Origin of the sequence: Cryobacterium sp., assembly GCF_025463825.1 — a bacterium.
GTDB lineage: Bacteria > Actinomycetota > Actinomycetes > Actinomycetales > Microbacteriaceae > Cryobacterium.
In genome coordinates this window covers 30,856-55,498 of sequence record NZ_JAODBG010000059.1, presented here as the reverse complement: position 1 = coordinate 55,498, position 24,643 = coordinate 30,856, and the positions used below count along the sequence as shown (strand labels likewise).

General features: G+C 68.9%; 24 protein-coding genes. 6 read left to right on the top strand and 18 right to left on the bottom strand.

Features of this window, described 5'->3' with window-relative positions; translation table 11 throughout:
• Positions 1-46: 46 nt before the first annotated feature.
• The 6 genes from JWP54_RS07680 to rpsP all read right to left on the bottom strand — a co-directional run bounded on the left by JWP54_RS07680 (position 47) and on the right by rpsP (position 3,683).
• Positions 47-601, bottom strand: coding sequence for an MFS transporter (locus JWP54_RS07680; RefSeq protein WP_297369806.1), 555 nt, complete (start codon positions 599-601; stop codon positions 47-49).
• Positions 602-611: 10 nt separating this feature from the next.
• Positions 612-1,394, bottom strand: coding sequence for a tRNA (guanosine(37)-N1)-methyltransferase TrmD (gene trmD / locus JWP54_RS07675; protein WP_297369803.1), 783 nt, complete (start codon positions 1,392-1,394; stop codon positions 612-614).
• Between the two features lie 10 nt (positions 1,395-1,404).
• Positions 1,405-2,262: a formate/nitrite transporter family protein gene (locus JWP54_RS07670; protein ID WP_297369800.1), complete on the bottom strand. Its 858-nt coding sequence runs from the start codon at positions 2,260-2,262 to the stop codon at positions 1,405-1,407.
• Between the two features lie 92 nt (positions 2,263-2,354).
• Positions 2,355-3,005 (bottom strand): ribosome maturation factor RimM, encoded by a 651-nt coding sequence (rimM, locus tag JWP54_RS07665; RefSeq protein ID WP_297369796.1) that lies wholly within the window; start codon positions 3,003-3,005, stop codon positions 2,355-2,357.
• 22 nt (positions 3,006-3,027) lie between these two features.
• Entirely contained in the window at positions 3,028-3,264 is a 237-nt protein-coding gene (locus JWP54_RS07660; protein WP_066596208.1) for an RNA-binding protein, read from the bottom strand.
• Positions 3,265-3,266: 2 nt separating this feature from the next.
• The gene (rpsP, locus tag JWP54_RS07655) at positions 3,267-3,683 is read right to left on the bottom strand and encodes a 30S ribosomal protein S16 (protein WP_297369787.1); all 417 of its coding nucleotides are present in this window, start codon (positions 3,681-3,683) and stop codon (positions 3,267-3,269) included.
• 302 nt (positions 3,684-3,985) lie between these two features.
• On the opposite strand from rpsP, the gene JWP54_RS07650 reads away from it, so the two are divergent.
• The gene (locus JWP54_RS07650) at positions 3,986-5,131 is read left to right on the top strand and encodes a glutamate--cysteine ligase (protein ID WP_297369904.1); all 1,146 of its coding nucleotides are present in this window, start codon (positions 3,986-3,988) and stop codon (positions 5,129-5,131) included.
• A 76-nt stretch (positions 5,132-5,207) separates the two neighbouring features.
• Here the strand turns inward: JWP54_RS07650 and JWP54_RS07645 are convergent, their stop codons facing one another.
• Both JWP54_RS07645 and ffh read right to left on the bottom strand, forming a co-directional pair.
• Positions 5,208-5,996 (bottom strand): LLM class F420-dependent oxidoreductase, encoded by a 789-nt coding sequence (locus JWP54_RS07645; protein WP_297369784.1) that lies wholly within the window; start codon positions 5,994-5,996, stop codon positions 5,208-5,210.
• A gap of 64 nt (positions 5,997-6,060) precedes the next feature.
• Positions 6,061-7,629, bottom strand: a complete 1,569-nt coding sequence (gene ffh / locus JWP54_RS07640) for a signal recognition particle protein (protein WP_297369782.1) — start codon at positions 7,627-7,629, stop codon at positions 6,061-6,063.
• A 103-nt stretch (positions 7,630-7,732) separates the two neighbouring features.
• On the opposite strand from ffh, the gene JWP54_RS07635 reads away from it, so the two are divergent.
• A complete protein-coding gene (locus JWP54_RS07635) occupies positions 7,733-8,044 on the top strand; it encodes an antibiotic biosynthesis monooxygenase (protein ID WP_297369779.1) in 312 nt (103 codons plus the stop codon).
• A 15-nt stretch (positions 8,045-8,059) separates the two neighbouring features.
• Here the strand turns inward: JWP54_RS07635 and JWP54_RS07630 are convergent, their stop codons facing one another.
• Positions 8,060-8,677, bottom strand: coding sequence for a TetR family transcriptional regulator (locus JWP54_RS07630; RefSeq protein ID WP_297369776.1), 618 nt, complete (start codon positions 8,675-8,677; stop codon positions 8,060-8,062).
• Between the two features lie 150 nt (positions 8,678-8,827).
• Here JWP54_RS07630 and JWP54_RS07625 point away from each other — a divergent pair, with 150 nt between their 5' ends.
• Positions 8,828-9,217, top strand: coding sequence for an MFS transporter (locus JWP54_RS07625; RefSeq protein WP_367274193.1), 390 nt, complete (start codon positions 8,828-8,830; stop codon positions 9,215-9,217).
• Positions 9,218-9,244: 27 nt separating this feature from the next.
• The gene (locus JWP54_RS07620) at positions 9,245-10,105 is read left to right on the top strand and encodes a hypothetical protein (RefSeq protein WP_297369772.1); all 861 of its coding nucleotides are present in this window, start codon (positions 9,245-9,247) and stop codon (positions 10,103-10,105) included.
• A gap of 155 nt (positions 10,106-10,260) precedes the next feature.
• On the opposite strand, the gene JWP54_RS07615 is transcribed toward JWP54_RS07620, so the two are convergent.
• The gene (locus tag JWP54_RS07615) at positions 10,261-10,767 is read right to left on the bottom strand and encodes a DUF2004 domain-containing protein (RefSeq protein WP_297369769.1); all 507 of its coding nucleotides are present in this window, start codon (positions 10,765-10,767) and stop codon (positions 10,261-10,263) included.
• Between the two features lie 8 nt (positions 10,768-10,775).
• On the bottom strand, positions 10,776-11,651 hold the full coding sequence (gene ftsY, locus JWP54_RS07610) for a signal recognition particle-docking protein FtsY (protein WP_297369766.1): 876 nt from the start codon (positions 11,649-11,651) through the stop codon (positions 10,776-10,778).
• Between the two features lie 176 nt (positions 11,652-11,827).
• Here ftsY and JWP54_RS07605 point away from each other — a divergent pair, with 176 nt between their 5' ends.
• Entirely contained in the window at positions 11,828-13,297 is a 1,470-nt protein-coding gene (locus tag JWP54_RS07605; RefSeq protein WP_297369762.1) for an FAD-binding oxidoreductase, read from the top strand.
• A 54-nt stretch (positions 13,298-13,351) separates the two neighbouring features.
• Here the strand turns inward: JWP54_RS07605 and smc are convergent, their stop codons facing one another.
• Positions 13,352-16,897: a chromosome segregation protein SMC gene (smc, locus tag JWP54_RS07600; protein WP_297369759.1), complete on the bottom strand. Its 3,546-nt coding sequence runs from the start codon at positions 16,895-16,897 to the stop codon at positions 13,352-13,354.
• 157 nt (positions 16,898-17,054) lie between these two features.
• Between smc and JWP54_RS07595 the strand changes: the two genes are divergently transcribed.
• Entirely contained in the window at positions 17,055-18,242 is a 1,188-nt protein-coding gene (locus JWP54_RS07595) for a GNAT family N-acetyltransferase (protein ID WP_297369754.1), read from the top strand.
• Here JWP54_RS07595 and mutM read toward each other — a convergent pair.
• The 6 genes from mutM to JWP54_RS07565 all read right to left on the bottom strand — a co-directional run bounded on the left by mutM (position 18,193) and on the right by JWP54_RS07565 (position 24,564).
• Entirely contained in the window at positions 18,193-19,149 is a 957-nt protein-coding gene (gene mutM / locus JWP54_RS07590; RefSeq protein ID WP_297369751.1) for a bifunctional DNA-formamidopyrimidine glycosylase/DNA-(apurinic or apyrimidinic site) lyase, read from the bottom strand. The two genes, JWP54_RS07595 and mutM, sit on opposite strands and share 50 nt — an antisense overlap.
• A gap of 15 nt (positions 19,150-19,164) precedes the next feature.
• A complete protein-coding gene (gene rnc / locus JWP54_RS07585; protein WP_297369898.1) occupies positions 19,165-19,839 on the bottom strand; it encodes a ribonuclease III in 675 nt (224 codons plus the stop codon).
• A 133-nt stretch (positions 19,840-19,972) separates the two neighbouring features.
• Complete coding sequence (rpmF, locus tag JWP54_RS07580; RefSeq protein WP_220604099.1) at positions 19,973-20,176, bottom strand: 50S ribosomal protein L32; 204 nt, start codon at positions 20,174-20,176, stop codon at positions 19,973-19,975.
• Positions 20,177-20,178: 2 nt separating this feature from the next.
• On the bottom strand, positions 20,179-20,751 hold the full coding sequence (locus tag JWP54_RS07575; protein ID WP_297369746.1) for a YceD family protein: 573 nt from the start codon (positions 20,749-20,751) through the stop codon (positions 20,179-20,181).
• A gap of 11 nt (positions 20,752-20,762) precedes the next feature.
• On the bottom strand, positions 20,763-23,195 hold the full coding sequence (locus JWP54_RS07570) for a DUF3488 and transglutaminase-like domain-containing protein (protein WP_297369742.1): 2,433 nt from the start codon (positions 23,193-23,195) through the stop codon (positions 20,763-20,765).
• Positions 23,182-24,564, bottom strand: coding sequence for a DUF58 domain-containing protein (locus tag JWP54_RS07565; RefSeq protein WP_297369739.1), 1,383 nt, complete (start codon positions 24,562-24,564; stop codon positions 23,182-23,184). Before JWP54_RS07565 ends, JWP54_RS07570 begins: the two co-directional genes overlap by 14 nt.
• Between the last annotated feature and the right edge of the window lie 79 nt (positions 24,565-24,643).

Sequence of the window (24,643 nt, the reverse complement as noted above, 5' to 3'; positions counted from 1 at the left end):
ACGCTTATTCTGCCACGAAATGCCGCGGCGCGCCAACAGGGCGTGCTCAGCGTTCGCCGGGCTTCTCCTGGATGATGATCACGCTCGGGTCGGCGGATGCCGGGCTGGCCGGCTGGGAGCGCGATGCGGCCGGGTTCGCAGCGGGGTTCGACACCGTCGGGAACGGGGACCCACCGGCCGGAACTGTACCGTAACGGGCCGTCTCGTCGAGGTACGCCAAGGCCTCCCGCACGCGCTTGCGGGCGGCGGCGTAGAGTTCCCAGGCCGCGAACCAGAAGGCGCCGATGCCGACCAGGACCACCAGGACCGACAGCCAGGGCGCGGTCACCGAGAAGACGCCCATGAGGACGATCATCAGGTGCCATAGCGTGAGCACGCCCACGTCGGCCCAGGAGACGGCCTTGGCCAGGCGCACCTCCTTGCGGGCCAGGAACAGCGAGGCCACGACGAGCAACCCGAAGCCGATGGCGATGGCCCCGAACGCCGCGCCGAGCACCTGCCAGGCGGAGGTCCCGAAAATGGACGCGGCGATCATCAGCCAGAGCGGCAGCACGCCGACGGCCACGAACTGCCAGTAGTAGAAGACCCTGCGGAGAATCACAGTGCCCAGATTACCCGCGCGAGCCCCGCCGAGCCTTGGAGTTCGCTGGAGGCAGAAGCTCCGCATCGGCCATGTCTGCCGGGAGGAGGTCGGGCCGGACCGCCCTGGTGCGCTCGAGCTGCTTCTCACGGCGCCACGTCGCGATCGCGCCGTGGTTGCCGCTGAGCAGAACGGGCGGCACGTCGAGGCCGCGCCAGCTGGCGGGCTTGGTGTAGCTCGGGTACTCGAGCAGGCCATCCTCGTGCGATTCCTCGACGAGGCTCTCCGGGTTGCCGACCACGCCGGGGATGAGCCGACCGATGGCCTCGATCATGGCCATCACGGCCACCTCTCCCCCGTTCAGGACGTAGTCGCCCAGGCTCACCAGCCGCACGCGGCCCCGGCCGGCGAAGTGGTCCACGACGCGCTGGTCGATTCCCTCGTAGCGACCGCAGCCGAAGACCAGGTGCGGCTCGGCTGCCAGTTCCCTGGCCATGGCCTGGGTGAACTGTTCGCCGGCGGGTGAGGGGAAGATCAACACGGGGCCGGTGCCGGCTCCCGTTGGCATGACGCCCGGTTCCGGCGCCGCGGGAAGGATGCTGTCCAGCGCCTCGCCCCAGGGCTCCGGCTTCATCACCATGCCGGCGCCGCCGCCGTACGGGGTGTCGTCGACGGTGCTGTGCCGGTCGTGGGTGAAGTCGCGCAGGTTGTGCACGGCGAGGTCGATCAGGCCGGCCTGCCGGGCGCGGCCGAGGAGGGAGATGTCCAGCACACCGAAGAATTCCGGAAAAATACTGATGATGTCGATGCGCATATCGGCAAGTCTACGAGTGGCTGGCGGCGAGTTCCGTCGGACGGGCCGCGTCGGCCTCGTCGTGGCTCACGGCGTCGCGGTTGACCGTGTTGCGGTGCGAGAAGTACAGGGGCAGGGCGGTGAACAGCACGGCGCCCATGAAGTTACCGATCAGGACCGGGCCGGTGTTCCAGCCCCACCAGTCGCCGAAGCTGATGTCCGCCCCGAGCAGCATGCCCGCAGGGATGACGAACATGTTCACCACGGCGTGCTCCAGGCCCAGGCCGAAGAAGGTGAGCACGGGCAGCCACATGCCGGCGATCTTGCCCGCAGCCGAGGTCGACGTGTAGAACATGATCGTGCCCAGCGCCACCATCCAATTGCACAGCATGGCCTTGATGACGGCGACCAGGATGCCGCCGGCGCCGACGGCTTCGTAGGGCAGGACCTTGTGCTCGGCCATATGGATGATCGCCTGGATCACCGGGTCGGTCGTGTCGGTACCGAGGTAGGTGATCACGCCCACATAGAGCACCGCGAACAGGCCGGCGCCCACGATGTGCGCCGGGATGACGATGGCGAAGTTCTTGAGCGCCTTGGCGACCGTGGTACGGCCCTCGAGGACCGCCAGCGGGATCAGCGCGAAGCTGCCCGTGACCAGTTCGAGGCCCAGCATCAGGATCACGCAGAAACCGACGGGGAACAGGATGGCGCCCACGATGGGCAGCCCGGTCTGGGCGGCCGCGGTGAGCGCCAGTGACGTCGCCGCGCCGAGGATCGCCCCGGACAGGGCGCCGCGCAGGAACATCTGTCGGGCGGTGAGGTTGGACTTGACGACCCCCGAGTGAACGAGTTCATCGATCAGGTGGTCCGGATTCACGTAGGACATGCGGCGGTACTCCTCTTCAACGGCCGCGTGTCAACGAACGTGAAGTAGGTGTGGCGCGGCGCGCCTCTCCCCGTGAACTGGGTCAGGGGCGGCTATGCGCCCTGACCGTCGGGAGTCGGCGTCGCTGCCTGCTCCGGGGATTCGGGGTCCGCTGCCGGTTCGACGGCGTCCGTTTCGTCCGTGTCCGGCTCGTCCGGGAGCTCTTCGAGCAGGCCGGGTGGCGGGGTGATCGTGATGATGCCTGCCGTCACGTCGACCGAGGGGACGATCGCCTTGACGAACGGGATCATCACCTCGCCGTTGGCGGTCTTCACAATGAGGAGGTCCTGGGCGGGCAGGTGTTCGAGGCGCGTGAGCGTGCCGATCTGAACGCCGTCCCGCACGACGGCGAGGCCGACCAGCTGGTGGTCGTACCAGGCGTCTTCTTCGTCCGTCTGCTCGGCGGAGTCCTGGTCGATCCAGAGAATGGCCTTGGCCAGGGTCTCGGCGGCCTCGCGGTCCGGCACTCCCTTGAAGAACCCGACGGCGTGCTGGTTGTACCAGCGCAGCTCGACGAGTTCGATGGTCTTGCCGTGCCAGGGTGAGCTGGTCGGCACCTGGAGGGTGAACACGGCGCCCGGGACGAAACGTCGTCCCGGGTCGTCCGTGAACAGCTCCAGCTTGATGGCGCCCTTGAGGCCGTGAGCCTTGGTGAGGCGCCCCACCCGTAATTGGGTGGCCGGGGTGATGCTGTCGTCGCTCATGAGGGGCTGGTCCACTGCCCGCTCAGAAGTCGGTGTCGACAACGTCGACCCGCACGCGCTTGCCATCGGCCAGAGCGGCCACGAGAGTACGCAACGCCTTGGCGGTGCGACCGGCGCGGCCGATCACCCGGCCGAGGTCCTCGGGGTTCACACGAACCTCGAGGACCTCACCACGGGGTGAGTTCTGGGCTACAACGTGCACATCGTCCGGGTGATCAACGATTCCCTTGACGAGGTGCTCAAGCGCGGGAGCGAGCAAAATTACGCCTTGTCCTCTTCGGTTGCCTCAGCGGCAACTTCTTCGGTCGGGGCCTTGTCCGCGGGCTTCTCGGCCTTGGGCTTGAGAACCGGCTTCTTCTTCTCGTCGGCGACGAAGGCGGCCTTCGGTTCCTTGAACTTGACGGTGGAGACGGCGTTCTTGTCGCCCTTGAAGATGCCCCAGTCGCCGGTCAGCTTGAGGAGTGCCGCGACCTGCTCGGTCGGCTGGGCGCCGACGGAGAGCCAGTACTGGGCACGCTCGGACTTGACCTCGATGACCGAAGGCTCCTGCGTGGGGTGGTAGATGCCGATCTCTTCGATGACACGACCATCACGCTTGGTGCGCGAGTCGGCGACAACGATGCGGTAGTACGGCGCACGAATCTTGCCCATGCGCTTCAGACGGATTTTGACAGCCACAATTCTCCTGTGATTTAGATGTTTGGCGAACTGACAGCCGTGAGCGTGGGGGCACACTCGGCACAAGCTCAATAAGGTTCTTGCTACGCCGGATTAGAGGGTCGGGCGCAACAGAACTCGACTAATCATTGTGTCAGACATCACCCACTTTGTGATAATCGAGTTCCGAAGTACCGTGTCGCGTGATGACCCCGTCGCGCGCGCCGGGCGGCGCGGAAGCCGATTAGCTGTCAGGATTGGGCCAGATCGTCCCCCCTCCGGGACACCGAAGCACGAAGGGCAGCACTGTGGGACGCGAAACCGTGGGAATCGAGTTCGCTCGCTCCGAGCGATCGACGGTCGGCATCGAGTGGGAACTCGCCCTGGTCGATCGTGAAACCGGCGACCTCGTCTCGATCGCCGACGAGGTCCTCGACGCCCTCCGCGGCCCGGATGGCTCCCCGCACCCGCACATCACCGGGGAGCTCCTGTTGAACACCGTTGAGCTTGTCTCCGGAGTGCACCACACCGTGGCCGGCGCCGTCGCGGACGTCGCCGACCAGGCCGCCGAGGTGCGCGCCATAACCGAGCCGCGGGGTGTTGACCCGATCTGCTCGGGCTCGCACCCATTCGGCCAGTGGTTCGACCAGACGGTCACCGACAAGGAGCGCTACCACAAGCTCATCGACCGCACCCAGTGGTGGGGCCGGAACATGATGATCTGGGGCATCCACGTGCACGTGGGCATCGAGGACCGCGACAAGGTCATCCCGATCCTCAACGGTCTGCTCAGCTTCGTGCCGCACCTGCAGGCGTTGAGCGCATCGAGCCCGTTCTGGGCGGGCGTCAACACCGGATACGCCTCCAATCGAGCGCAGATGTTCCAGCAGTTGCCCACCGCCGGCCTGCCGTGGCGGCTCGAGGACTGGTCGGCGTGGGAAGACTACGTCAACGACCTCACGGTCACCGGGATCATCGAGGACGCCACCGAGGTGCGGTGGGACATCCGCCCCTCCCCGCGCTGGGGCACCATCGAGGTGCGCGCCTGCGACGGAGTCTCCACCGTCGAGGAGCTCGGCGGGATCGCCGCATTCATCCAGTGCCTGGTCGAGTGGATGTCGACCGAGATCGACAACGGGCGCCCGGTGCCCACCATGCAGCCCTGGTTCGTGCGGGAGAACAAGTGGCGGGCGGCCCGCTACGGGTTGGCGGCCGAGATCATCGTGAACTCCACCGGCACCGAACGAATGGTCACCGACGAGGTGCGCCGCCTGGTCGAGGTGCTCTCCCCCACCGCCGAGCGCCTGGGCTGCCTTCCGGAGTTGCGACAGCTGAACCTGATCCTCGACCACGGCGCCAGCTATCAGCGACAGCTGGCTGTCGCGGCCTTGAACGACGGAGACCTTCCCGCCGTAGTGGCCTCCCTTGCCCGCGAGCTCCGAGAGGGCCTGCTCCCCGCAACCCCCTGAATCCAGCCCTCGAAAGCGGCGTAACTGTTGCCTCCCACCCGGGAAGCAACCGTTTCCCCGCTCTCGCGTAGACGGATCAGGCGTTTTTGGCGTCTCGCCAGGCGAGCCAGTCTTCTACCGGAGAGAGGTCGTGGGCGGGCCCGGAGATGCCCAGCGTGAACAGGGTGGTGCCGAGCTCGTAGAGTTCGTCGGCCTCCTCGGTGGTCTTGCCGCGAAGCTCGGTGGAGATCTCGATCTCGGTGATGTCGCGGCCCACGGTGTCGCACCAGGTGCCGAGCACCCCGAGCTTGTGGACAAGCACGTCCGGTGTCGAGAACGAGTGCCAGATGTCGGCGTGCTTCGCCACGATGCGCAGGGTCTTCTTCTCGCCACCGCCGCCGATCAGCACGGGGATGTCCCGGACGGGTGCGGGGTTGAGCTTGGCCCAGCGGGCCTCGACCCTGGGCAGGTCGTCGGCCAGGGCGTCCAGGCGGGTGCCGGCGGTACCGAAATCGAACCCGTACTCGTCGTAGTCGCGCTCGAACCAACCGGAGCCGGTGCCGAAGATGAAGCGGCCGCCGCTGATGTGGTCGATCGTGCGGGCCATGTCGGCCTGGAGGTCGGCGTTGCGGTAGCTGCTGCAGTTCACCAGGGCGCCCACCTCGATGACGCTGGTCTGCTCGGCCCACGCGGCCAGCAGCGTCCACGACTCGAAGTGCTGCCCCTCCGGGTCACCACTAAGCGGGTAGAAGTGGTCCCAATTGAAGGCGATGTCCACGCCGAGGGCCTCGATTGCAGAGACGGTGTCGCGAATGGAGGTGTAGTCGGCGTGCTGCGGGGCAATCTGTACGCCGAGGCGCACCGGGCGGGCGGAGGGAGAGGTCATTGCAGAATCCTATTCCCCGCCCGCACCGGGCACGGCACCGATGGCGCCGTTGTGCGGCTCGGGACTACCGGCCCAGCATCTTCTGCAGGGCAGCCATCTCCTCGGGCGTCGGCCCGCCCGCTGGCGCCTTGGCGCCCCCGCCGAGGCCGAACCCGGAGCCGCCTGCGGGTGCGCCGCCGAGCTTCTCACCCGAGGCGATCGCGGCGTTCTCCGCGGCCCGCTTGGCCGGGTTGCCCGATTTCGAGCCTTTCTTCTTCTGCTGCACCTGGGGGCGCTTGCCGCCCATGCCGCCGGGGATCGGGCCCATGCCGGGGATATTGGGCATGCCGCCCTTCGCGACGGTCTTCATCATCTTGGCGGCCTGCTCGAAGCGCTGCACGAGCTGGTTGACCTCGGTGACGCTGGAGCCGGAGCCTCGCGCGATGCGCAGGCGACGAGAGCCGTTGAGCAGCTTCGGGGTAACCCGCTCCGCCTTGGTCATCGACTGGATGATGGCTTCGGTACGAACGATCTCGCGCTCGTCGAAGTCGTCCAGCTGCTGCTTCATGGCGCCGGCGCCGGGCAGCATGCCCATCATCTTCTTGATCGAGCCCATGTTGCGAAGTTGCTGCATCTGGCCGAGGAAGTCGTCGAGGGTGAATGAGTCGGTGGAGAACTTCTCCGCCATCTTGCGGGCTTCGTCCTCATCGAACGCGCCCTGCGCCTGCTCGATCAGGGTGAGGATGTCACCGAGGTCGAGGATGCGGCTGGCCATGCGGTCGGGGTGGAAAGGTTCGAAGTCGTCCAGGCCTTCACCGGTCGACGCGAACATGATCGGGCGCCCGGTGATGGAGGCGACCGACAGAGCCGCGCCACCGCGGGCGTCACCATCCAGCTTGGAGAGCACCACACCGGTGAAATCGACACCGTCCTGGAACGCCCTGGCCGTGACCACGGCGTCCTGGCCGATCATGGCGTCGATGACGAAGAGCACCTCGTCGGGGTCGATGGCCTTGCGGATGTCCGCCGCCTGCTTCATCATCTCGGCGTCCACACCCAGACGCCCGGCCGTGTCGACGATGACCACGTCGTGCAACTTCTGCTGGGCGAACTTCACGCCGTCGCGGGCCACCTTGACCGGATTGCCGACGCCGTTGCCGGGCTCGGGGGCGTACACCGCGACACCCGCCTGGGCCGCGACGACCTCGAGCTGGGTGACGGCGTTGGGGCGCTGCAGGTCGGCGGCCACGAGGATCGGCGTGTGGCCGTCCTTGGCCAGCCACTTCGCCAGCTTGCCGGCGAGGGTGGTCTTACCGGCACCCTGCAACCCGGCCAGCATGATGATGGTCGGCGGCTTCTTGGCGAACTCGAGGCGGCGCTGTTGGCCGCCGAGGATCTGGATGAGTTCCTCGTTGACGATCTGCACGACCTGCTGGGCCGGGTTCAGCGCTTTGCTGACCTCGTCACCGAGGGCGCGTTCGCGCACCTTGCCGGTGAAGTCCTTGACGACCTCGAGCGCCACGTCGGCGTCGAGGAGGGCGCGACGGATTTCGCGCACGGTGCCGTCGACATCCGCCGCGCTGAGCTTGCCCTTGGTGCGGAGATTTTTAAACGTCTCGGCGAGGCGATCTGAGAGGTTTCCAAAAGTAGCCATTATGAACCTAGTTTAACCGGCTCGCGGACGCATCGCTGCTCATTGCCGCGATTGGGCGACTCAACGGCGTACCGTGAGTGCTTCGTGATCTGAAGGAGAACCAATGCCAGTTGTCGTCGTCGCCGTCATCACCCCGCTCAACGGGCACAACCAGGACGTCATCGACGCGTTCTCGATCGTGGCGCCGAAGGTACACGAGGAGGCCGGCTGCGAACTCTACGCCCTGCACCACGATGCCGCCCGAGTGATCATGGTCGAACGGTGGACCACCGGGGCCGACCTGGCCGCGCACTCCTCCGGCGCGCCGATCGGCGAGCTCAACGCGCTGCTTGCCGGGCATGTGACCGGCCCGGCGGAGGTGAGCGTGCTCGAGAACGTGCCGCTGGGAGACCCCGCCAAGGGCGCCATCCCGTAGCGGCCGAGCCGTCGGTTAACCGGCCGCCGGTTCGATCAGTCGCCGGACGGCGCGCACCACACTCGCGCGGCGGGCGGCGATCACGGCGCCGCCGGACGCAGGCTGGGGGGAGAACGCCGACGCCGGCTCGTGGACCCAGCAGGAGACGATTCCGAAGACCAGCGCGCTGAGGTGGTCGGCGGCCCAGGCACGATCGACGCTGCCGGCCGCCTGGAGGGACAGGATTCCCCTGACCTGTTCGGCGTGGAACGTGTCGACCAGCGCGTTGGGCGGGTCGCTCGCCTCCTGGCGCTCCAGGCGTGCCCAGTCGATGATTCGCAAGTGCTCGGGATGCGCGACGGAATGGTCGTACAGGATGCCCGCGAACTCGGCCAGGTCCGCTCCCTGGTGGGCGACGGCCGCGGCGAACTCGGTCAGATTGAGCTCCAGCACCGCGCTGAAGAGCTCCTCCTTCTTGCGGTAATAGGTGTAGAGGCGTTCCTTGCTCGCGGATGCGTTCCGGGCGATCCGGTCGATGCGGGCGCCGGCGAGGCCGAACGCTGCGAATTCGGCCCTGGCCGCCTCGAGGATGCGCTGGCGGGTGGGTTCCAGGTCCTTCGGGGGCGCTCCGGTGGGGAGATCGGCGGTATCCATGGCCGCGAGTGTATCAAAACGAACTAGTTCGTTTGGTAGAGTTCTCGGCATGTTAAAGACGAGCGCGACCGGCGTCCTTCCGGTTTCCACCCCGTCAGTCCCCGAGTCCTTTCCCCCGCGGCCGAAGCCTACAACCCGCGCCGGTGGTGGCTGCCCGCCATCGTCGCCCTCGCCCAGCTCACCGTCGTGCTCGACGGCACCATCGTCAACATCGCGCTCCCCCACGCCCAGTCCGACCTCGGCATGAGCGACGGCGACCGCACCTGGGTCGTCACCCTCTATGCACTGGTCTTCGGCGCCCTGCTCCTGCTCGGCGGCCGGATCGCCGACTACTGGGGCCGCAAACGCTCCTTCATCGTCGGTACGGCCGGTTTCGCCGTAGCGTCCACTGTCGGCGGCATGGCGCAGAGCACCTGGGAGCTCCTCGCCGCCCGCGGCCTGCAGGGCCTGTTCACCGCGCTCCTCGCGCCCGCCTCGTTGGCGCTGTTGACCGTGAACTTCCCCGGCGGCAAGGACCGCATCAAGGCGTTCTCGGTCTAGGGCGCGATCGCCGGTGGTGGCGCCGCGGTGGGACTGGTGCTCGGCGGCGTGCTCACCGAGTACGCCAGCTGGCGCTGGTGCCTCCTCGTGAACGTGCCGATCGCCATCGTCGCGATCGCGGCCGCCGTCCCGATCATCAAGGAGAGCAAGGCACACGGCAACACCCGTTACGACGTGCCCGGCGCCATCCTCGTCGCCCTCGGACTCGGGTCGCTGGTCTTCGGCTTCGCCCAGGCCGAGAACGGCTGGTCGTCGTGGCAGGTGCTCGTCTTCATCCCGCTGGGCGTCCTGATGCTCGCCCTCTTCGTGCTCGTGGAGAGCCGCTCGAACCACCCGCTGCTGCCCTTGCGGATCCTGGCCGACAAGGTGCGCGGCGGCGCGTTCATCACCGGAACGCTGACCGGTGCCGCCCTGCTCGGCGGCCTGCTATTCCTGACCTTCCACCTGCAGATCGTGCTGGGTTTCTCGCCCCTGGAGTCCGGGCTGGCCTCCCTGCCGATGACCGTCGGACCCGTTGCCGTCGCGGCCGGGCTCCTGTACCTGTCGCGCATCACCGTCGGCGGCAGCTACGCCGTCGAGGTGCTGCCCGGACTGCTCCTGATGGGGCTGGGCCTGGCCATGATCTTCGTGCCGTTGCAGAACGTCGATTTCGCCGGGATCGATGCGCATGACGCCGGCGCGGCCAGCGCCGCCGTCACCGCGGTGCAGCAGATCGGCGGGTCGATCGGTTCCGCGGTGTTCACCGTGCTCTACACGTCGGCGGTCGCCGCCTCCCTCGCCGGCGGCGACGGCACCCCCGTCGCGCAGCTGCAGGCGTTCGTCGACGGCTACCAGGCCGCGTTCTTCTGGGCCGCGGTCGGCGTGTTCCTGGCCGCTCCGGTGGCGTAGGTCATGGTGCGCCCGCGTGCCGAGGACCTGCTGGGTAAGGAAGCGGCCGTGCACCTGGGCTGATAGTGGCTCGCCGCACTGGACAGGCCCCCGGAGAAATCCGGGGGCCTTCTCGTGGGTGGGGCGTCGGCGCTGCCGTCGTGGGCGCGCCGGGGTCAGCTGTCGGCGGCGATGACGATCGTGTCGCCGTGCACGTCAAGGGTGACCACGAGCAGGGCGTCCGTCTCGTGCGGGCTGATCGAGTAGTCGAGCACGGCGAAGTGCTGGTCGCTTCCGATGTGGTGCGGGTGGAACCCGATGCGCTGCAACTGGATGGAGCGCAGGAAGTCGATCTGCTTGTCGCCGGAGTCCCAGATGAGGGCGTCCTCGAGCACCTCACCGTCGAGTTCCTCGAACTGGGCGAGGATGAACTGGCTCGTCACGGAGACCTCGGCGCTCAGGTCGGCGACGAGCGATTCCCGGGCCTGCGAGTCCAGGTCTTCCAGGGCATTGATCATCGCGGCGACGATGTCCAAGGCCTCGGCGGACACCGATTCCTCATCGGGGGAACTGACGTCGATCTCGATGTTCTGGTCGCCCAGTTCGGCGGTGTCGGACCAGTACACGTCACCGCTGTCGTCGTCGCTGCCGAGAATGCCGAAGAAATCGTGTTCGATGGTCATGGGACGTCCTATCCGACGAGTTTTTGTGCGAAGACGTGCGGGGTGAAGCCGGTGAGGTCGTTGATGCCCTCACCCTGCCCGACGAGTTTGATGGGAATGCCGGTCTTCTCCTGGACCGCCAGGACGAACCCGCCCTTGGCCGACCCGTCGAGCTTGGTCAGCACCAGGCCGGTGACCCCGGCGTGCTCGATGAACGCCTCGGCCTGGGCGAGGCCGTTCTGCCCGGTCGTGGCGTCCAGCACCAGCAGCACCTCCGAGATCGCGGTCTGCTTCTCGATGACCCGGCGGATCTTGGTGAGTTCGTCCATCAGGCCGCCCTTGGTCTGCAGCCGGCCCGCGGTGTCGATGATGACGATTTCGGTGCCCGTGTTGATGGCCCGTTCAACGGTCTGGAAGGCCACCGACGCGGGATCCTGGCCCTGCGCCTGCGGCTTCACGATGTCGGCGCCGGCCCGCTCGGCCCAGGTGGCCAGCTGTTCGACGGCGGCTGCCCGGAAGGTGTCCGCGGCGCCGATCAGCACGCTGCGGTCGTAGACACGCAGGAACTTGGCGAACTTGCCGATGGTGGTGGTCTTGCCGACCCCGTTGACACCCACGACGAGCACCACGGCGGGCCGGGCGCTGAGGTTCAGGGTGGGGTCCAGCTTCGACAGGCGTTCCTCGATGCCCTCACGGAGCATCCGGTGCAGGTCCTTGGGGTCCGTGGTGCTGTACCTGGCCACCTTCGCCCGCAGCTCGGTGACGATCGCGTCGGTGATGTCCGGTCCGAAGTCGGCCGTGATGAGCGAGTCCTCGAGGTCATCCCAGGTATCTGCGTCGATCGTCTTCTTCGCGAATACTCCGCGCAATGCGCCGGAGAGGGACCACGGGGTGCGTTCTGCCATGCCCCTAGCCTATGGCTCGACCGGCCGGGCGGACCGCGGCACGACGACTTCCACCCAAGCGGCCGCGGCGTGTTCGTCACTCCGACCACCGGAGGGGTCGCGGGATCCGGCCGGTGCTGGGTATCGTCACGGTAGTCGCAGCGCGGCCGGGCCGCGCCCCTCGCGAAAGGACCGTCATGAGCCCCACTCCTGCTTCGACGTCCGGCCCCCACCAGGTCCTGACGGCCCTGTCCGAAACGCTGGAGGGCACGATCGTGTTGCCCGACGATCCGGGCTGGGATGCCGCCCGCGCAGCCTGGAATCTCGCCGTCGACCAGCGGCCGAGCGCCGTCGTGCGGCCGAGGTCCGTCCGGGACCTCCGGAAAGTCATCGTCGCCGCACGGGAGGCCGGCCTGGGTGTGACCGTGCAACCCAGGGGGCACGGTGCCAGCGATGACCTCGTCGGCCGGATCCTCGTGCGCACCACCGCCTTCGACGAGGTCACCGTGAACGTCGTCGCCCGGTTCGCGCGCGTCGGCGCCGGGGTGCCGTGGGGCACGCTGCTGAACCGCCTCGACGGCACCGGCCTGGTTGCCCTGGCCGGCAGCAACCCCGACGTGAGCGTCGCCGGCTTTCTGCTGTCCGGCGGGCATTCCTGGTTCAGCCGGTGGAAGGGGCTCGCGGCCCACTCGATTCGGGCTGTCGAACTCGTCGATGCCACCGGGGCGCTGCGCCGGGTCACCAGGGACAGCGACGCGGAGTTGCTCTGGGCCGTGCGTGGCGCCGGCGGGCTGTTCGGTGTGGTGACCACCCTCGAAGTCGACCTGTATCCGGCGCCGGAGCTCTTCGGCGGCAAGATCCTGTTCCCTGCGGAGGCGGCCGAAGTTGTCTTCGGCGCCGCCGCCGAGATCCTGCTGGATGCGCCGCCGGAGTTGAGCCTGTTCCTGGGCCTGATCAATCTGCCCGACGTCGAGGGGGTGCCCCAACTCCTCCGCGGCCGCAGCTTCACCCAGGTGGATGCGGTCTTCGTGGGGCCGGCGGACGCCGGGGAGGATCTCCTGGCGCCGCTCCTGTCGATCGCGCCGGTCATCGCCAATCTGTGCGGCACCTTCCCGATCAGCCACCTGGGTGACGTGTCCGGGGAACCGCAGGAGCCCTCGAGATCGCTTGACTGGTCGCGGACCGTCAGCGACCTCGACCCTGCCACGATCGCGTCGCTTGTCGAGGGTTTCCACACCGCGAGCTACGCCGGGCTCACCATGCTGCAGCTGCGCCCGCTGGGAGGGATGATCGGCGATGCCACCGTGGGCGACGACGGACTGGTCGGCCACCTCGACGCCGGTTTTCTGCTCTTCGCGGCGGCGATCCTGCCGCCGGGCGCTCCGCAGCCGCCCGCCTCGGATCGCCATCTGCTCTTCCAGCCGTTGGACGACACGGTTCAAGCCGTCGGTGTTCCGCGGGTTGTCCCGTCGATGCTCACGAGCGGCCAGGATCTGGGCAGCGCCTTCACCCCGGCGGAATTGGACCGCCTGGCCGGCCTCAAGCGCCGGGTGGACCCGGAGAACCTGTTTCGCAGCAACCGGCCGTTGCCGAGTGGAGTACTGCCCGGTGGCACAACGCCCGGCGGTTCGCAGCCCGGCGGCGGTGCGACCTCCGCACTGGACTGAGCCGTCTGCGCTGCAACCGGCCGGTGCCGAACACCGGTTGCCGAACCCGGCACCTCAGGAGGCCTGTTCGGCCTCGCGGACGATGCGCTGGCCCACAACGGCCGACACGCCGTCCTGGCGCATCGAGACTCCGTAGAGCGCATCCGCGATCTCCATGGTGCGTTTCTGGTGCGTGATCACGATCAGCTGGCTCGTGGCCCGCAGGTCCTCGAAGATGGTCAGGAGCCGGCCCAGGTTGGCGTCGTCGAGCGCGGCCTCGACCTCGTCCATGATGTAGAACGGGCTCGGCCGGGCCTTGAAAATTGCGATGAGCAGCGCCACCGCCGCGAGTGACCGTTCGCCGCCGGAGAGCAGCGAGAGCCGTTCGATCTTCTTGCCCGCCGGTTTCACCGACACCTCGATACCGGTAGTCAGCATGTTCTCCGGGTCGGTGAGCCGAATGCTGCCGCTGCCGCCGGGGAACAGCACCGGGAACACCTCGGCGAACGCCGCCTGGGTGTCGTCGAAGGCGCTGGCAAAGATGGCGCCCATCCTCAGGTCGATGTCGTCGATGATGCTCAGGAGGTCGGTCCGGGTGGTGGTGAGGTCGGTGAGCTGCTCGGTGAGGAACTTGTGGCGTTGCTCAAGCGCCGCGAATTCCTCGAGCGCGAGCGGGTTGATCCGCCCCAGGCGGGCATAGCTGCGCTCCGCGGCCGCGAGCCTGGCCTGCTGGGCCGCCCGGTCGTACCGCCGGGTCACGGTGGCATCTGTTGCGCCCGTTTCGTCCTCGGCCGGCACCGGTTGGTCCGGCCCGTACTCGCTGACGAGCACGTCCTCCACCAGGCCGAGCTCGCTGGCGGCCCGCTCGAGCAGCGCCGAGACCTGCAGTTTCTTCTCGTAGATCGCCAGTTCGAGCCCGTGCACGTTCTCCGTGATGGCCTGCAGCCTGGTGCGCAGATCGCTATCCGCCCGCCGGAGGGCGCTGAGCTCGGCGTTCTGGCTGGCGCGCTGGGCCTCGGCGGCGGCCAGGCGCTGGCGCGACTCGGCCACGGCGGCATCGACCGAGGTGAGCACCGGCGGCAACGCATCGGCGACAGCGGATGCGGCGGCCACCTGCCGTCGTCGGAGGACGGCCCGCCGGGCGGCGGCATCGGCCTCGGCCTGGTCGGCTTCGAGTTGCCTGGTCAGCGTGATGACCCGGCCCTGCCCGACACGCAAGCGCTCCTTGGCGGTGTCTACTTGCAGGCGGGCCTCGATCTCGGTTTCCCTGGCCCGCTCGAGCTCGGCGAAGAGGGAGTCACGTGCGCTGACATCGAGGATCGGTCTCGGCTGTGAGCGCGCGGTGTCCAGTGCGGCGGCGCTGGCGGCCGCGGCGCCCTCGGCTTCGGCGACGCCGGCGGCGGCGAGGTCCGCGGCGGCCGACAGCCGATCGAATTCGGCCGACGCGGCGTCGGCCTGCACGGTGAGGCGGTTGCGCCGGTCGGTGCGCGCCGCCTGCAGGCTTCGGCGCTCGCGGAGGGCGGCCTGGGCCGAGGTGGCCTGCTCGCGCACGGTGGCCAGCAGGCCGCGACGTTCGCCGAGGTCACCGGCGACCCGCTCGATGAGCGAGGTCACCTCGCCCAGACGGTGTTCGGCCGTGTCCCGTTCGGTGACGAGCTCGAGCTTGCTCGGCGGAGCACCGGCTCCTCCGCGCAGCGAACACGCGGTGAGGACGTCGCCGGCGCGGGTGACGATGATCGACGGGAGGCCGGACTCCCCCGATGCCGACGCGGCACGGGCGTCGGATGCTGCCACGGCAGCCGCGAGATCGGCCACGATGATGGTGCCGGCCAGAAGCGCGAGGACTCCGGCCGGCGCGTCGACCACGGTGGAAGCGGCGACCGCTCCGGACAGGCCGGACCGCGCGGGGGCCGCCTCTCCAGCAACCCCGGTGAGCACCAGTTCCACCCGGCCCAGGTCCAGGGCCTCGGCGTGCCGGACGGCGGCGACGGCGGCATCCCGGTCGTCGGCGGCGACAGCGTCGGCGAGTGATCCGAGCGCCGCGGCAATCGCGCGCTCGAACCCGGGCTGCACGCTCATGCCCTCGGCGACCAGGCCGCGGACGCCGGGCAGGCCCGCGTCGATCAGGCCGGACGACCCGTCCTTTTGGCCGAGCGCCAGGCTCAGGGCGCCGGTGCGGGCCGCAAGCGCCTCCCGTTCGCGCTCGTGGCCGTGTAGCAACTCTCTGAGCCCGTCGATCTCGGCACCGGCCTGCACGACCTGTGCCTCGGCACGGTCGGCGACCCCGGCCAGGTCAACCTCGATCGCCTCGGCGTCCTCGTGGTCGTCGAGATCCGCGAGCTGGGCCAGCGCGGCGGCCAACCGATCACGGGCCGCGTCGAGGGCGCCGTGCTGGCGCAGCACTTCGCCCCGGACGGCCGCCAGCCTGGATGCCGCGGTGTCGGCTTCCCCGGCGAGCTGCGCCACCCGGAGATCGTGGCGGGAGACCAGGGCGGATTGCGCCGAGATCTCCTCGTCCGCGGCATCGAGGTCCCGGCGAACCGACGCTGCCGCCGTGCGCGCGGTCGTCCAGGCGCTCTCGGCGGTGGCGATGCCCGCCCGCAGCCGCTCCACCTCCGCGGTGGCCTCGGCTACGCGGTGCGGCGTCACGCCGCCTGCCCGCTCCCCCGGTTCGGCCTGGCTGCCCAGCAGGGCCAGGCGCTGGTTGGCGAGGGTGTACAGCCCGCGCAGCCGTTCCTGACCGGACTCAAGCCCGAACGCGGTGCGCCGGGCGCCGTCGACGGCGTCGCCGACTTGCGCGTCCTCCAACCGGCGCACGCGCACCTGGTTGTGGTCGAGTTGTTCCTGGATCACGAGGCGCTCCGAGTGCCGCTCGCTCTCGGTACGCCCGTGGGCATCCAGGGCGCGGCGCAGCACGACGACGTCGTCGGCAAGCAGCCGGGCACGCGCGTCGCGCACGGTCGCCGCGATCTGTTGCGCCTGCCTGGCCACCTGCGCCTGCTGGCCCAGCGGTTTGAGCTGACGGCGGATTTCCCCGGCGAGGTCGCTGAGCCGCGTGAGGTTGGCTTGCATGGCCTCGAGCTTCCGCACCGTCTTCTCTTTGCGGCGACGGTGCTTGAGGATCCCGGCGGCCTCCTCGATGAAGCCGCGTCGTTCCTCCGGGCTCGCGCGCAGCACCGCGTCCAGCTGTCCCTGGCCGACGATGACGTGCATCTCCCGGCCGAGGCCGGAGTCGCTGAGCAGTTCCTGCACGTCCAGCAGCCGGCAGGTGCGGCCGTTGATCGCGTACTCGCTGGCGCCATTGCGGAACAGGGTGCGCGAGATGGTCACCTCGGCGTACTCGATGGGCAGGGCACCATCGCTGTTGTCGATCGAGAGGGTGACCTCAGCCCGGCCCAGCGGCCCTCTGGTGGACGTACCGGCGAAAATGACGTCTTCCATCTTGCCGCCACGCAGGGTCTTCACACCCTGCTCGCCCATCACCCAGGCGAGCGCGTCGACGACGTTGGACTTGCCGGAGCCGTTCGGTCCGACGACGCAGGTCACGCCGGGTTCGAACGCGAAGGTCGTCGGCTGGGCGAAAGACTTGAACCCCTTGAGGGTGAGACTCTTCAGATACACCCCGCCCGCCTTTCCTTGTCCCGGACCATCACCGCCTGGTCACGGCTAACGGTACCCGACTGGCGCTGATTCACTGGGATCGGCCCGCCTTCGGGCGAGGTGGATGTGCGAGATCCAGCCTATTGCGTGCGGTACCGCGAGGGTACGCTGATCGAGCATGACCGGTGACGTGTTCACAATCGAGGAGCTCCCCATCCCCGCGGAGCCGCACGGTGCGGGCTGGCCGGATTTTGCCGCCTCGGTCGACGTGAAGAACACCGTGGAGGCTGCCGCCTACGGCACCGAGGAACTCGCCTTCACGGCCGAGGAGCTGCTGCCCGGCTGGCACACTCTCGAGCACGCACCCCGGCGACTGCTGATCGCCCGGCTGCACGGCGCCGTCGTGGGCCGCGCCGTCTATGAGACGCTCGCCGATCCCGCGTCGGGTTATGCCTGGTTCACCGCGGAAGTGCTGCCGGAGTTCAGGCTGCGCGGCATCGGGAGTTCTCTGGCTACACAGTTGGAAGCCATCGCCGACGCCGAGAATCGGCCGAACCGGGTGGTGTACGCCGTATCGCCTGAGCGCTCCGACACGGACGAGGCCGCTCCATCCGCCGTCCCGGCCGACCCTTCCGTTACTGCCGGAGGCTCGACCGCCGCACGCCTCACTACGCCGACGGGCTTCGGTTCGATTCCACTGGACAACCCGGAGGTGCTGTTCCTGCTGCATCGTGGGTACCGGCTCGAGCAGGTCGAGCGCGGCAGCCGGCTGGCCCTGCCGGTCGATCCCGGGGTACTCGCCGAGCTGAACCGCACCGCCGCCGAGCGAGCCGGGGACGACTACTCGATGGTGACCTGGGCCGGCCGGACACCGGAACGCTGGCTCGAGGATTTCGCGGCGCTGTACACCCGCATGTCAACGGACGCCCCGACCGCTGGGCTCGAGGAACCGGAAGATCACTGGAGCGTCGAGCGACTGATCGCCGACCAGGCCGCCGCCGCCACCGGGCCCCGCACCACACTGGTCACGGCAGCCCTGCACCGGCCGAGCGGTCACCTGGCCGGCTTCACCGAGTTATCGGTCCCTTCGGGGACCGGCCGGGCCGCCAGTCAGGAAGACACACTGATGTTGCGGGAACACCGCGGCCGCCGACTGGGCATGCTGCTGAAGCTCGCCAACCTGCATCAGCTCGCGCAGACGTTCCCCGAGGTTCCGTCGGTGACCACCTTCAACGCCGAGGAGAACCGGCACATGCTGGACGTGAACGAGGCCCTCGGATTCGTGCCGATGGGGTACGAAGGCGCCTGGCGCAAGATCACCGCAACCGTTGGCAGCGCGGACAGAGGTGCGACGACCGATTCATGAATTTCATTCGCACGAGTTCGGTCCCGCAGCGGGGGCACGGGCGACCGTGCTGCCCGTAAGCGTTAAGGCTGTGCGAGAAGTACCCGGACTGGCCGTTGACGTTGACGTACGTGGCGTCGAAGCTGGTGCCGCCCTCGGCCAGGGCTCGCAACAGGATCGCGCGGACCGCGGCGAGCAACCGTCGGGCGGTCGCGGCCGACAGTGACGCTGCCGGCTGGTCGAAGTGCACCCGGGCCTCGTACAGGGCCTCGTCGGCGTAGATGTTGCCGATGCCGCTGACCGTCTGCTGGTCCAGGAGCACCCGCTTGATGCCGGACCTGGTCCGGGTGAGCGCCCGGTAGAACTCCGGCGCCGAGAAGTTCGCATCGAGCGGGTCCCGGCCGATGTGTGCCACCTGGCTCGGAATCAGCGCCGACGCCGAGGCGGCAGTGCCAGCGGCGGGCGGCCCGGGGGCCAGGCCGGGGCCGGAGTATCCGGCCGCACGGCCGTCCCGGGTGGTCTGCAGCCGGTCGACGGCCATGCTGCCGAAGATGCGCTGGTCCACGAAGTGCAGGGCCAGCTCGCCATGCTCCGGGTGCTGCAACATCAGCCTTATGCGCAGCAGCTTCTCGGGTTCGATGCCGGGTGCCCGCAGCAGGACCTGGCCGCTCATGCCCAGGTGGGCCACCAGCGCTCGTGTCGGCGGCTCGTCGCCTGGCGCGGCAGCGAGGGGGAACCAGAGGAACTTGCCCCGTCGCACGGCGGAGTCGATGCGCGCACCGGTCAGCAGGGCTTCGAAATCGCCCAGGGTGCGGTCGTGGCGGCGCAACGACCGTTCGTCGAAGACCTCGACGCCGGTGACGGTCGAGCCCGACACGGCCGGCTCAAGGCCGGCGCGGACGGCCTCCACCTCGGGGAGTTCTGGCACGGGCAGCCCTTTTCGTCAGCGCCGGGAGCGCAGGCTGCTCCAGGCCTGCAGGGCCGCGGACATCTCGGCGTGCTTCTTGCTGGTGCCCTGGCCTGTCGCGCTCACGCTGGTGCCCACCGTGACCGTGGCGATAAAGACCTTCGAATGGTCGGGACCGCTCTCGGCGACGGAATACACCGGGACCCCGGCGCCGAGGCGGGCGGCGGCTTCCTGCAGGCTGGTCTTGGGGTCCATGGACACTCCGAAGTGCCCGGGGTCGGCCAGAAGCGGCTGCACGAGGCGTAGCACGAACGCCGTCGCCGAGTCGGCCCCGGTATCGAGGTAGACCGCGCCGATGACCGCTTCGACGGTGTCGGCCAGGATCGAGGACTTGTCCCGGCCGCCGGTGAGGGTTTCCCCTTTTCCCAGGCGCACGAATGCGCCCAGCCCGATCCCGCGGGCGATTTCGGCCAGTGCGGCGCTGGAGACCAGGCTGGCCCGGCGCTTAGCCAGGTCACCCTCCGGCAGGTGTGGGTATTCGCGGTATAACATCACCGTGACGGCCTGGCCCAGGATCGAATCGCCGAGGAATTCCAAGCGTTCGTTGGTGGGCAGGCCGCCGTTTTCGTACGCGAAGGAGCGGTGCGTCAGCGCGAGTTCGAGCAGGCTCTCATCGATCCGGAGACCGAGAACCTCCTGCAGCGCCGCCAGGGACGCCGAGGCGGTAGCTGTCGAACCCGTCCCCCGGACAGCAGAAACTCCTGCAGCGTTCGTGCCTGCAGGAGTAGCGGCTGTGGTGGGATCGGCGTCAGAACCTGACACGGTTGCGCGCACCACCCTCTGACTAAATGTCAGCGACCTTGCGGCCCTTGTACTCCATGAAGAGTGCCGTGCCGGCGGCGTCGGTGACAACCTTCGCGCGGTGCGGGAGGCTGTAGACGACCTTGCCGTTTTCCATGGTCTTCACCAGGGTGGGGGCTTCGGCCTTCCAGCAGGAACGGCGTGAGCGGGTGTTGGAGCGTGATTGCTTGCGCTTCGGGACTGCCATGACTACTTCTCTTCTCTATCCGGTACAGCCTGGATGTCTTCATCCATGCTGATGCTTTCGGAAGCTTGGAATTCCAATAGTGCGGACCAGCGGGGATCCTGCACGTCACTCGGTTCAAGTTCAGGGGAAGTGGCACGCCGTTCCCCGGTCTCTGGGTCGAGACCTGGGCAATCCCGCCGGCAAACCGGCTGGAACGGCAGTGACAACACCACTGCATCCCTGATTAGTGGTTCAAGATCCACGTGGTCATCTTGAACCGCACACTCATAAGCTTCGTCTAGATCGTACGCGAAAAGCTCGACAAAATGAACTCGGACAGGCAATTCGATGTCAATCAGGCATCTTCCGCACTCTCCGGCGGCTTTTCCGGTCACATCGGCGGTCACCAGGATGCCCTCGTGGATGCATTCGAGTCGCAGATCGGCTTCGAGGGTGGAGCCGGCTTTCACGGCAACGAGCGCTTCACCGAGGTCGTGGGGGACGACGATGTCGATGTTGCGCTCATACATCGTTCCCGGGCGGTTGATGACGTCGCGGACGTCAACCTTGTACGGGGTCTTCTGGAACTTGTTCACAAGAGAAAATTCTACGCGTCCGTTGGGGTGCGAACGTTCCCCGTCCCGTCCTGCGCGTAGGTCGCATCCCTGGCCAGGCCCATCCGGCGCAGGATGGGTGAGCTCAACGAGGTCGGAACCAGCAGCGCCCGCGCCCGCTCCAGGATGCTTGCGCCGCCGCGGACGGCCCGCAGCACGACGTCGAGGTCGGCCAGGAGCGGGGCTGCCCCGGCCTCCGTGGCAGCCGCGCTCCTGCCGTACCGGATGCGTTCGGTGGCGACCAGTAGTCGCTCGAGCGCTTCCAGCACCTCCGGCGTGTCGCCCACGCCTGGGCGCTCCCGGATTCCTGCGGCCAGTGCCCTGGCGGTCACCGTCTCGGCGACGGCGATTCCATGGTCGAGGGCGGTGTCGGCCAGTTCTCGCCAGGCCAGGGACGCATCCGCCCGGCCGGCCCCCAGCAGCGCCCGCCGGCGCTGGCGCCGCAGCCGCCGCCACACGGCCGGGATCAGCAGCACCACCAGCAGGCCCCCAGCGACCAGCGAGATGCGGGTGAGGGTTCCCGTGGCGTCTTCCTCGGCCGCCGCCCCGGCGTCGAGGCCCTCCGGCGTGAGTCCCCTGGTCGGGTCCGTCAGCGGTGCGACCGGTGATGCGGCACCCCCGGCGGGTTGACCCGGCGCCGTCAGGCTCTCCGGCAGCGCGTAGTCCGGAACGGTCCCTCGTCCCGGTGTCGGCTCGAACGGCACCCAGCCGATGCCGACGAAGTAGAGCTCCGGCCAGGCGTGCAGGTCGTGCGAATCCACCTCGTAGCGGTTATAGCCGCCGATGACCGTTGTCGTGCGGGTGCCCGGCAGATACCCCAGGGTGATTCGCGACGGAATATCGAGGGCTCGCGCCATCATCGCCATGGCTGAGGAGAAATGCACGCAGTAGCCGCGTTTCGTCTCGAGGAAGGTGCCGATCACATCCGCGCCGCCCCCGTCGAAGTCGTCCTCGACCGGCGCTTCGGTGTCGTAGCTGAAGTCGTTCCCCCGCAGGTAGTCCTGCAACGCCACTGCGGCGTCGTACTTCGATCCCGCGCCGGCCGTGACGGTGCGCGCGGTCTGCCCGACGATCTCCGGGGTGTCCTCGGGCAGGCCCAGACTGGGCTCGATGCCCACGGGATAACGGCCGCCGGATTCCCGGAGCTGTTCCCTCGTCGGTTGCACCTCGAGGGACGTCACGGTGTAGCGCTGGCCCCACGTGTTGCTGCCCGCACTCGAAATCACCCGGGTGCTGTTGCTCCAGAACCAGTCGCCTGTCAACCCGGCCACGCTCTTGGCCGGAACGGGGACGGGCAACCGGAAGGTGCGCAGTCCGTCGATGCCGATGACCGTGGTCACCGTCGTCCTGGCCACCCGGTCGGAGAGCCCGGGTGGGTCGGCGATGTCCGCGACGGTCTTGTCCGGGTCCACGGCCACCGCCCGCGGCAACCAGGTGGTGCCCCTGATGTCGTCCAGGGTGAGCACCGCCAGATACGGTTGCTCGGTCGCTGTGGTGCGGTAGTGCAGGGCGGGCCCCGGCTTCGGCCGGCGCAGGTCCTGGCCGAGGTCGATCATCGGGGTGATTCCCGAACCGAACAGGCCGCTGGCCGACGACCCGTTGGGTCCGCCCCCGGCGTTCGGGGGCACACTGGCACTGACGACGAGTGCGGCGATGATGCCGAGAGCGGCGATGGTGACGGTGCTGCGCATCATGACGCCGGAGCCCGGGCCGCCGCCGGGAGCACCGCGTTCCGAGCCCGGCGCCGGGCGCAGATGCACTTCGACCCGCAGGAGCACGAGGTAGGCGATCGTCGTCGCGACCAGGGCGGTCCAGTCTGCGCCGTCCGTCACCACGAAACCGGGCACCATGACAGGCACCAGCACCGGTATCCCGGCCAGCGCCGGCCATCGGAGGCCGATCGCGAGGGTGTCCATCAGGATCGCGAGAACACCCACGCCCACGGCCAGCAGGAACAGGATGCCGCCTTCCACCGTTGCGGGGGTGTCCTGTGATTGGATCGACAGGATGCCGGCCCTGGCCTGGTCGCCGAAACCCGACAGCGTGTCGCCGGTCGGGATGAGCCACAGCAGCCCGGTGCCACCGCCGAAGAGCAGCGTGAGCAGGATCACCAGCACGCCGGCCGTCAGGAACGGCACGAGCGCGACCGGGGCCCGTGCCCGCCGGATGCCGGCGGCCGAGGCGAAGACGACGCCGGCGACGACGAGGAGTACCCACCACCACGCCGATCCGGCCAGCACCGGGCCCAGGGCGGTGCAGCCGGCCAGGAGGAGTACCAGCAGCATCAGCGACAACGGCCAGCGTACGGCGCCCGGCCGACCAGGACCGGAACCGGTCCGGGGGGCGCGGCCGGCGGGACCGGTGCCCGCCGCCGGGTCGGGTCGGGCGGGCCGGTCGGTGCTGGTGGCCGGACTAGTTCTGGTCACTGGGATCCCCTCGGTCCTGGCCTGCCAGCTGCCACGCCGCCTCCACTGAGGTGAGTGCGGTCGTCGGAACACACTGCCACCCGGCCTCGCCGAGACGATCGAGAGCAGCCGCGCCCATGGTGTCGAAGACGAAGGCGACGGCCGGCTGGCACAGGGACCGCAGGGTGACCACGTCGGACGTGTCCCGGGCGCCGGTGTTCACGAGCACCGCGAACGTGGGAATCTGCGCCCCGCTGATACCGGCCCTGTGGTTCCGGGGACCCGCGAGCTCCGATGCCGCGTCGATCGGTGCTGCCGGGTCGCGTTGCTCGAGTCGTGCTAAGGCGTCCAGGAGCGCCCGAGTCCCCTCCGGCCCCGTGAACGACAATTGCTCATCGCCACGGAGGCCGCCGCGCCTGCCCGCATCGGGGTCCGCGCCGAGGGAACTCTGCCCCGGGCCGGGCCGGGCCGACGCCAGCGGGGACGGCACCAGCTGGGCGGGGCCGATCTCGACCATCTCCACCCGGAACCCGCCCTCGAGAAGGTGCACGGCTATCGATGCGGTCAGCTCGATGGCGCGCTCGAACTCCGCTCGGTGCCCGCCCCGTCCGTGCGGTCCACCGCGTTCCACGGGGCCGATGCCACCGCGGGTGGTGTCCAGCAGCACCCTGGCCTCGGGGTGACTGCGTTGTTCCTCCTGACGGACCATGATCTCGCCGTGCCGGGCGGTGGCGGGCCAGTTCACCCGGCGCAGCGGGTCTCCCGGCCGGTACTCCCTGGCAATGAGCTCGTCGGAGTCATTGTTGAGGTGCCTCAGGCGCTCGTGCCGAGACCCCTCACCCCGGCTGATGGACACTCCACCGCCCGGAAGCGGGGTCACCCGGGGGGTGACGGTGAAGTCGTGGGGGGTGCCCACCGGCCATTCGCCGTAGGCGAGCCCGAACGGGTCGACCCTGCCGAGCAAGACCGGGCCGATGGGATAGCTTCCCCGCCTCGCCGCGCGCACCGGGTAACTTACCACCGCCGTGTCGGTGGGAGTCGGGCGGCCGGGCCTGGCCGAGCCGAGCCTCCGCATCGGTTGCCCCGCAGGAGGCACCACGCCGCCAACGGCAGTGTCACGCCACCGCAAGCCGGAGAGGGGCACGGCGGAAAGGTTGCGGATCTGCAGCGTCACGGTCGCAGTGAGCCCCGCTGAGACGCTGGCCGGCCGGAACGTGCGGGTGACAGCGACCCGAACCGGATGCACCAGGACATAACCCAGTGACGCCAGCGGCACGAGCAGCAGCACCCCGGCGACGAAGAGAAGGTCGCGCTGGTCATAGGACCACGCGCCGACGAACAGCGCCGCTCCCGTGGCCAGGAATAGCCCGCCGCGCAGGGTGGGGCGCACCAATCTTCTGGCGCGGGTATCCCCGCGCGCGGTGCGCGGCGAAATATAGGTCGACCGCGCGATGGGCGGTCGACCCGGA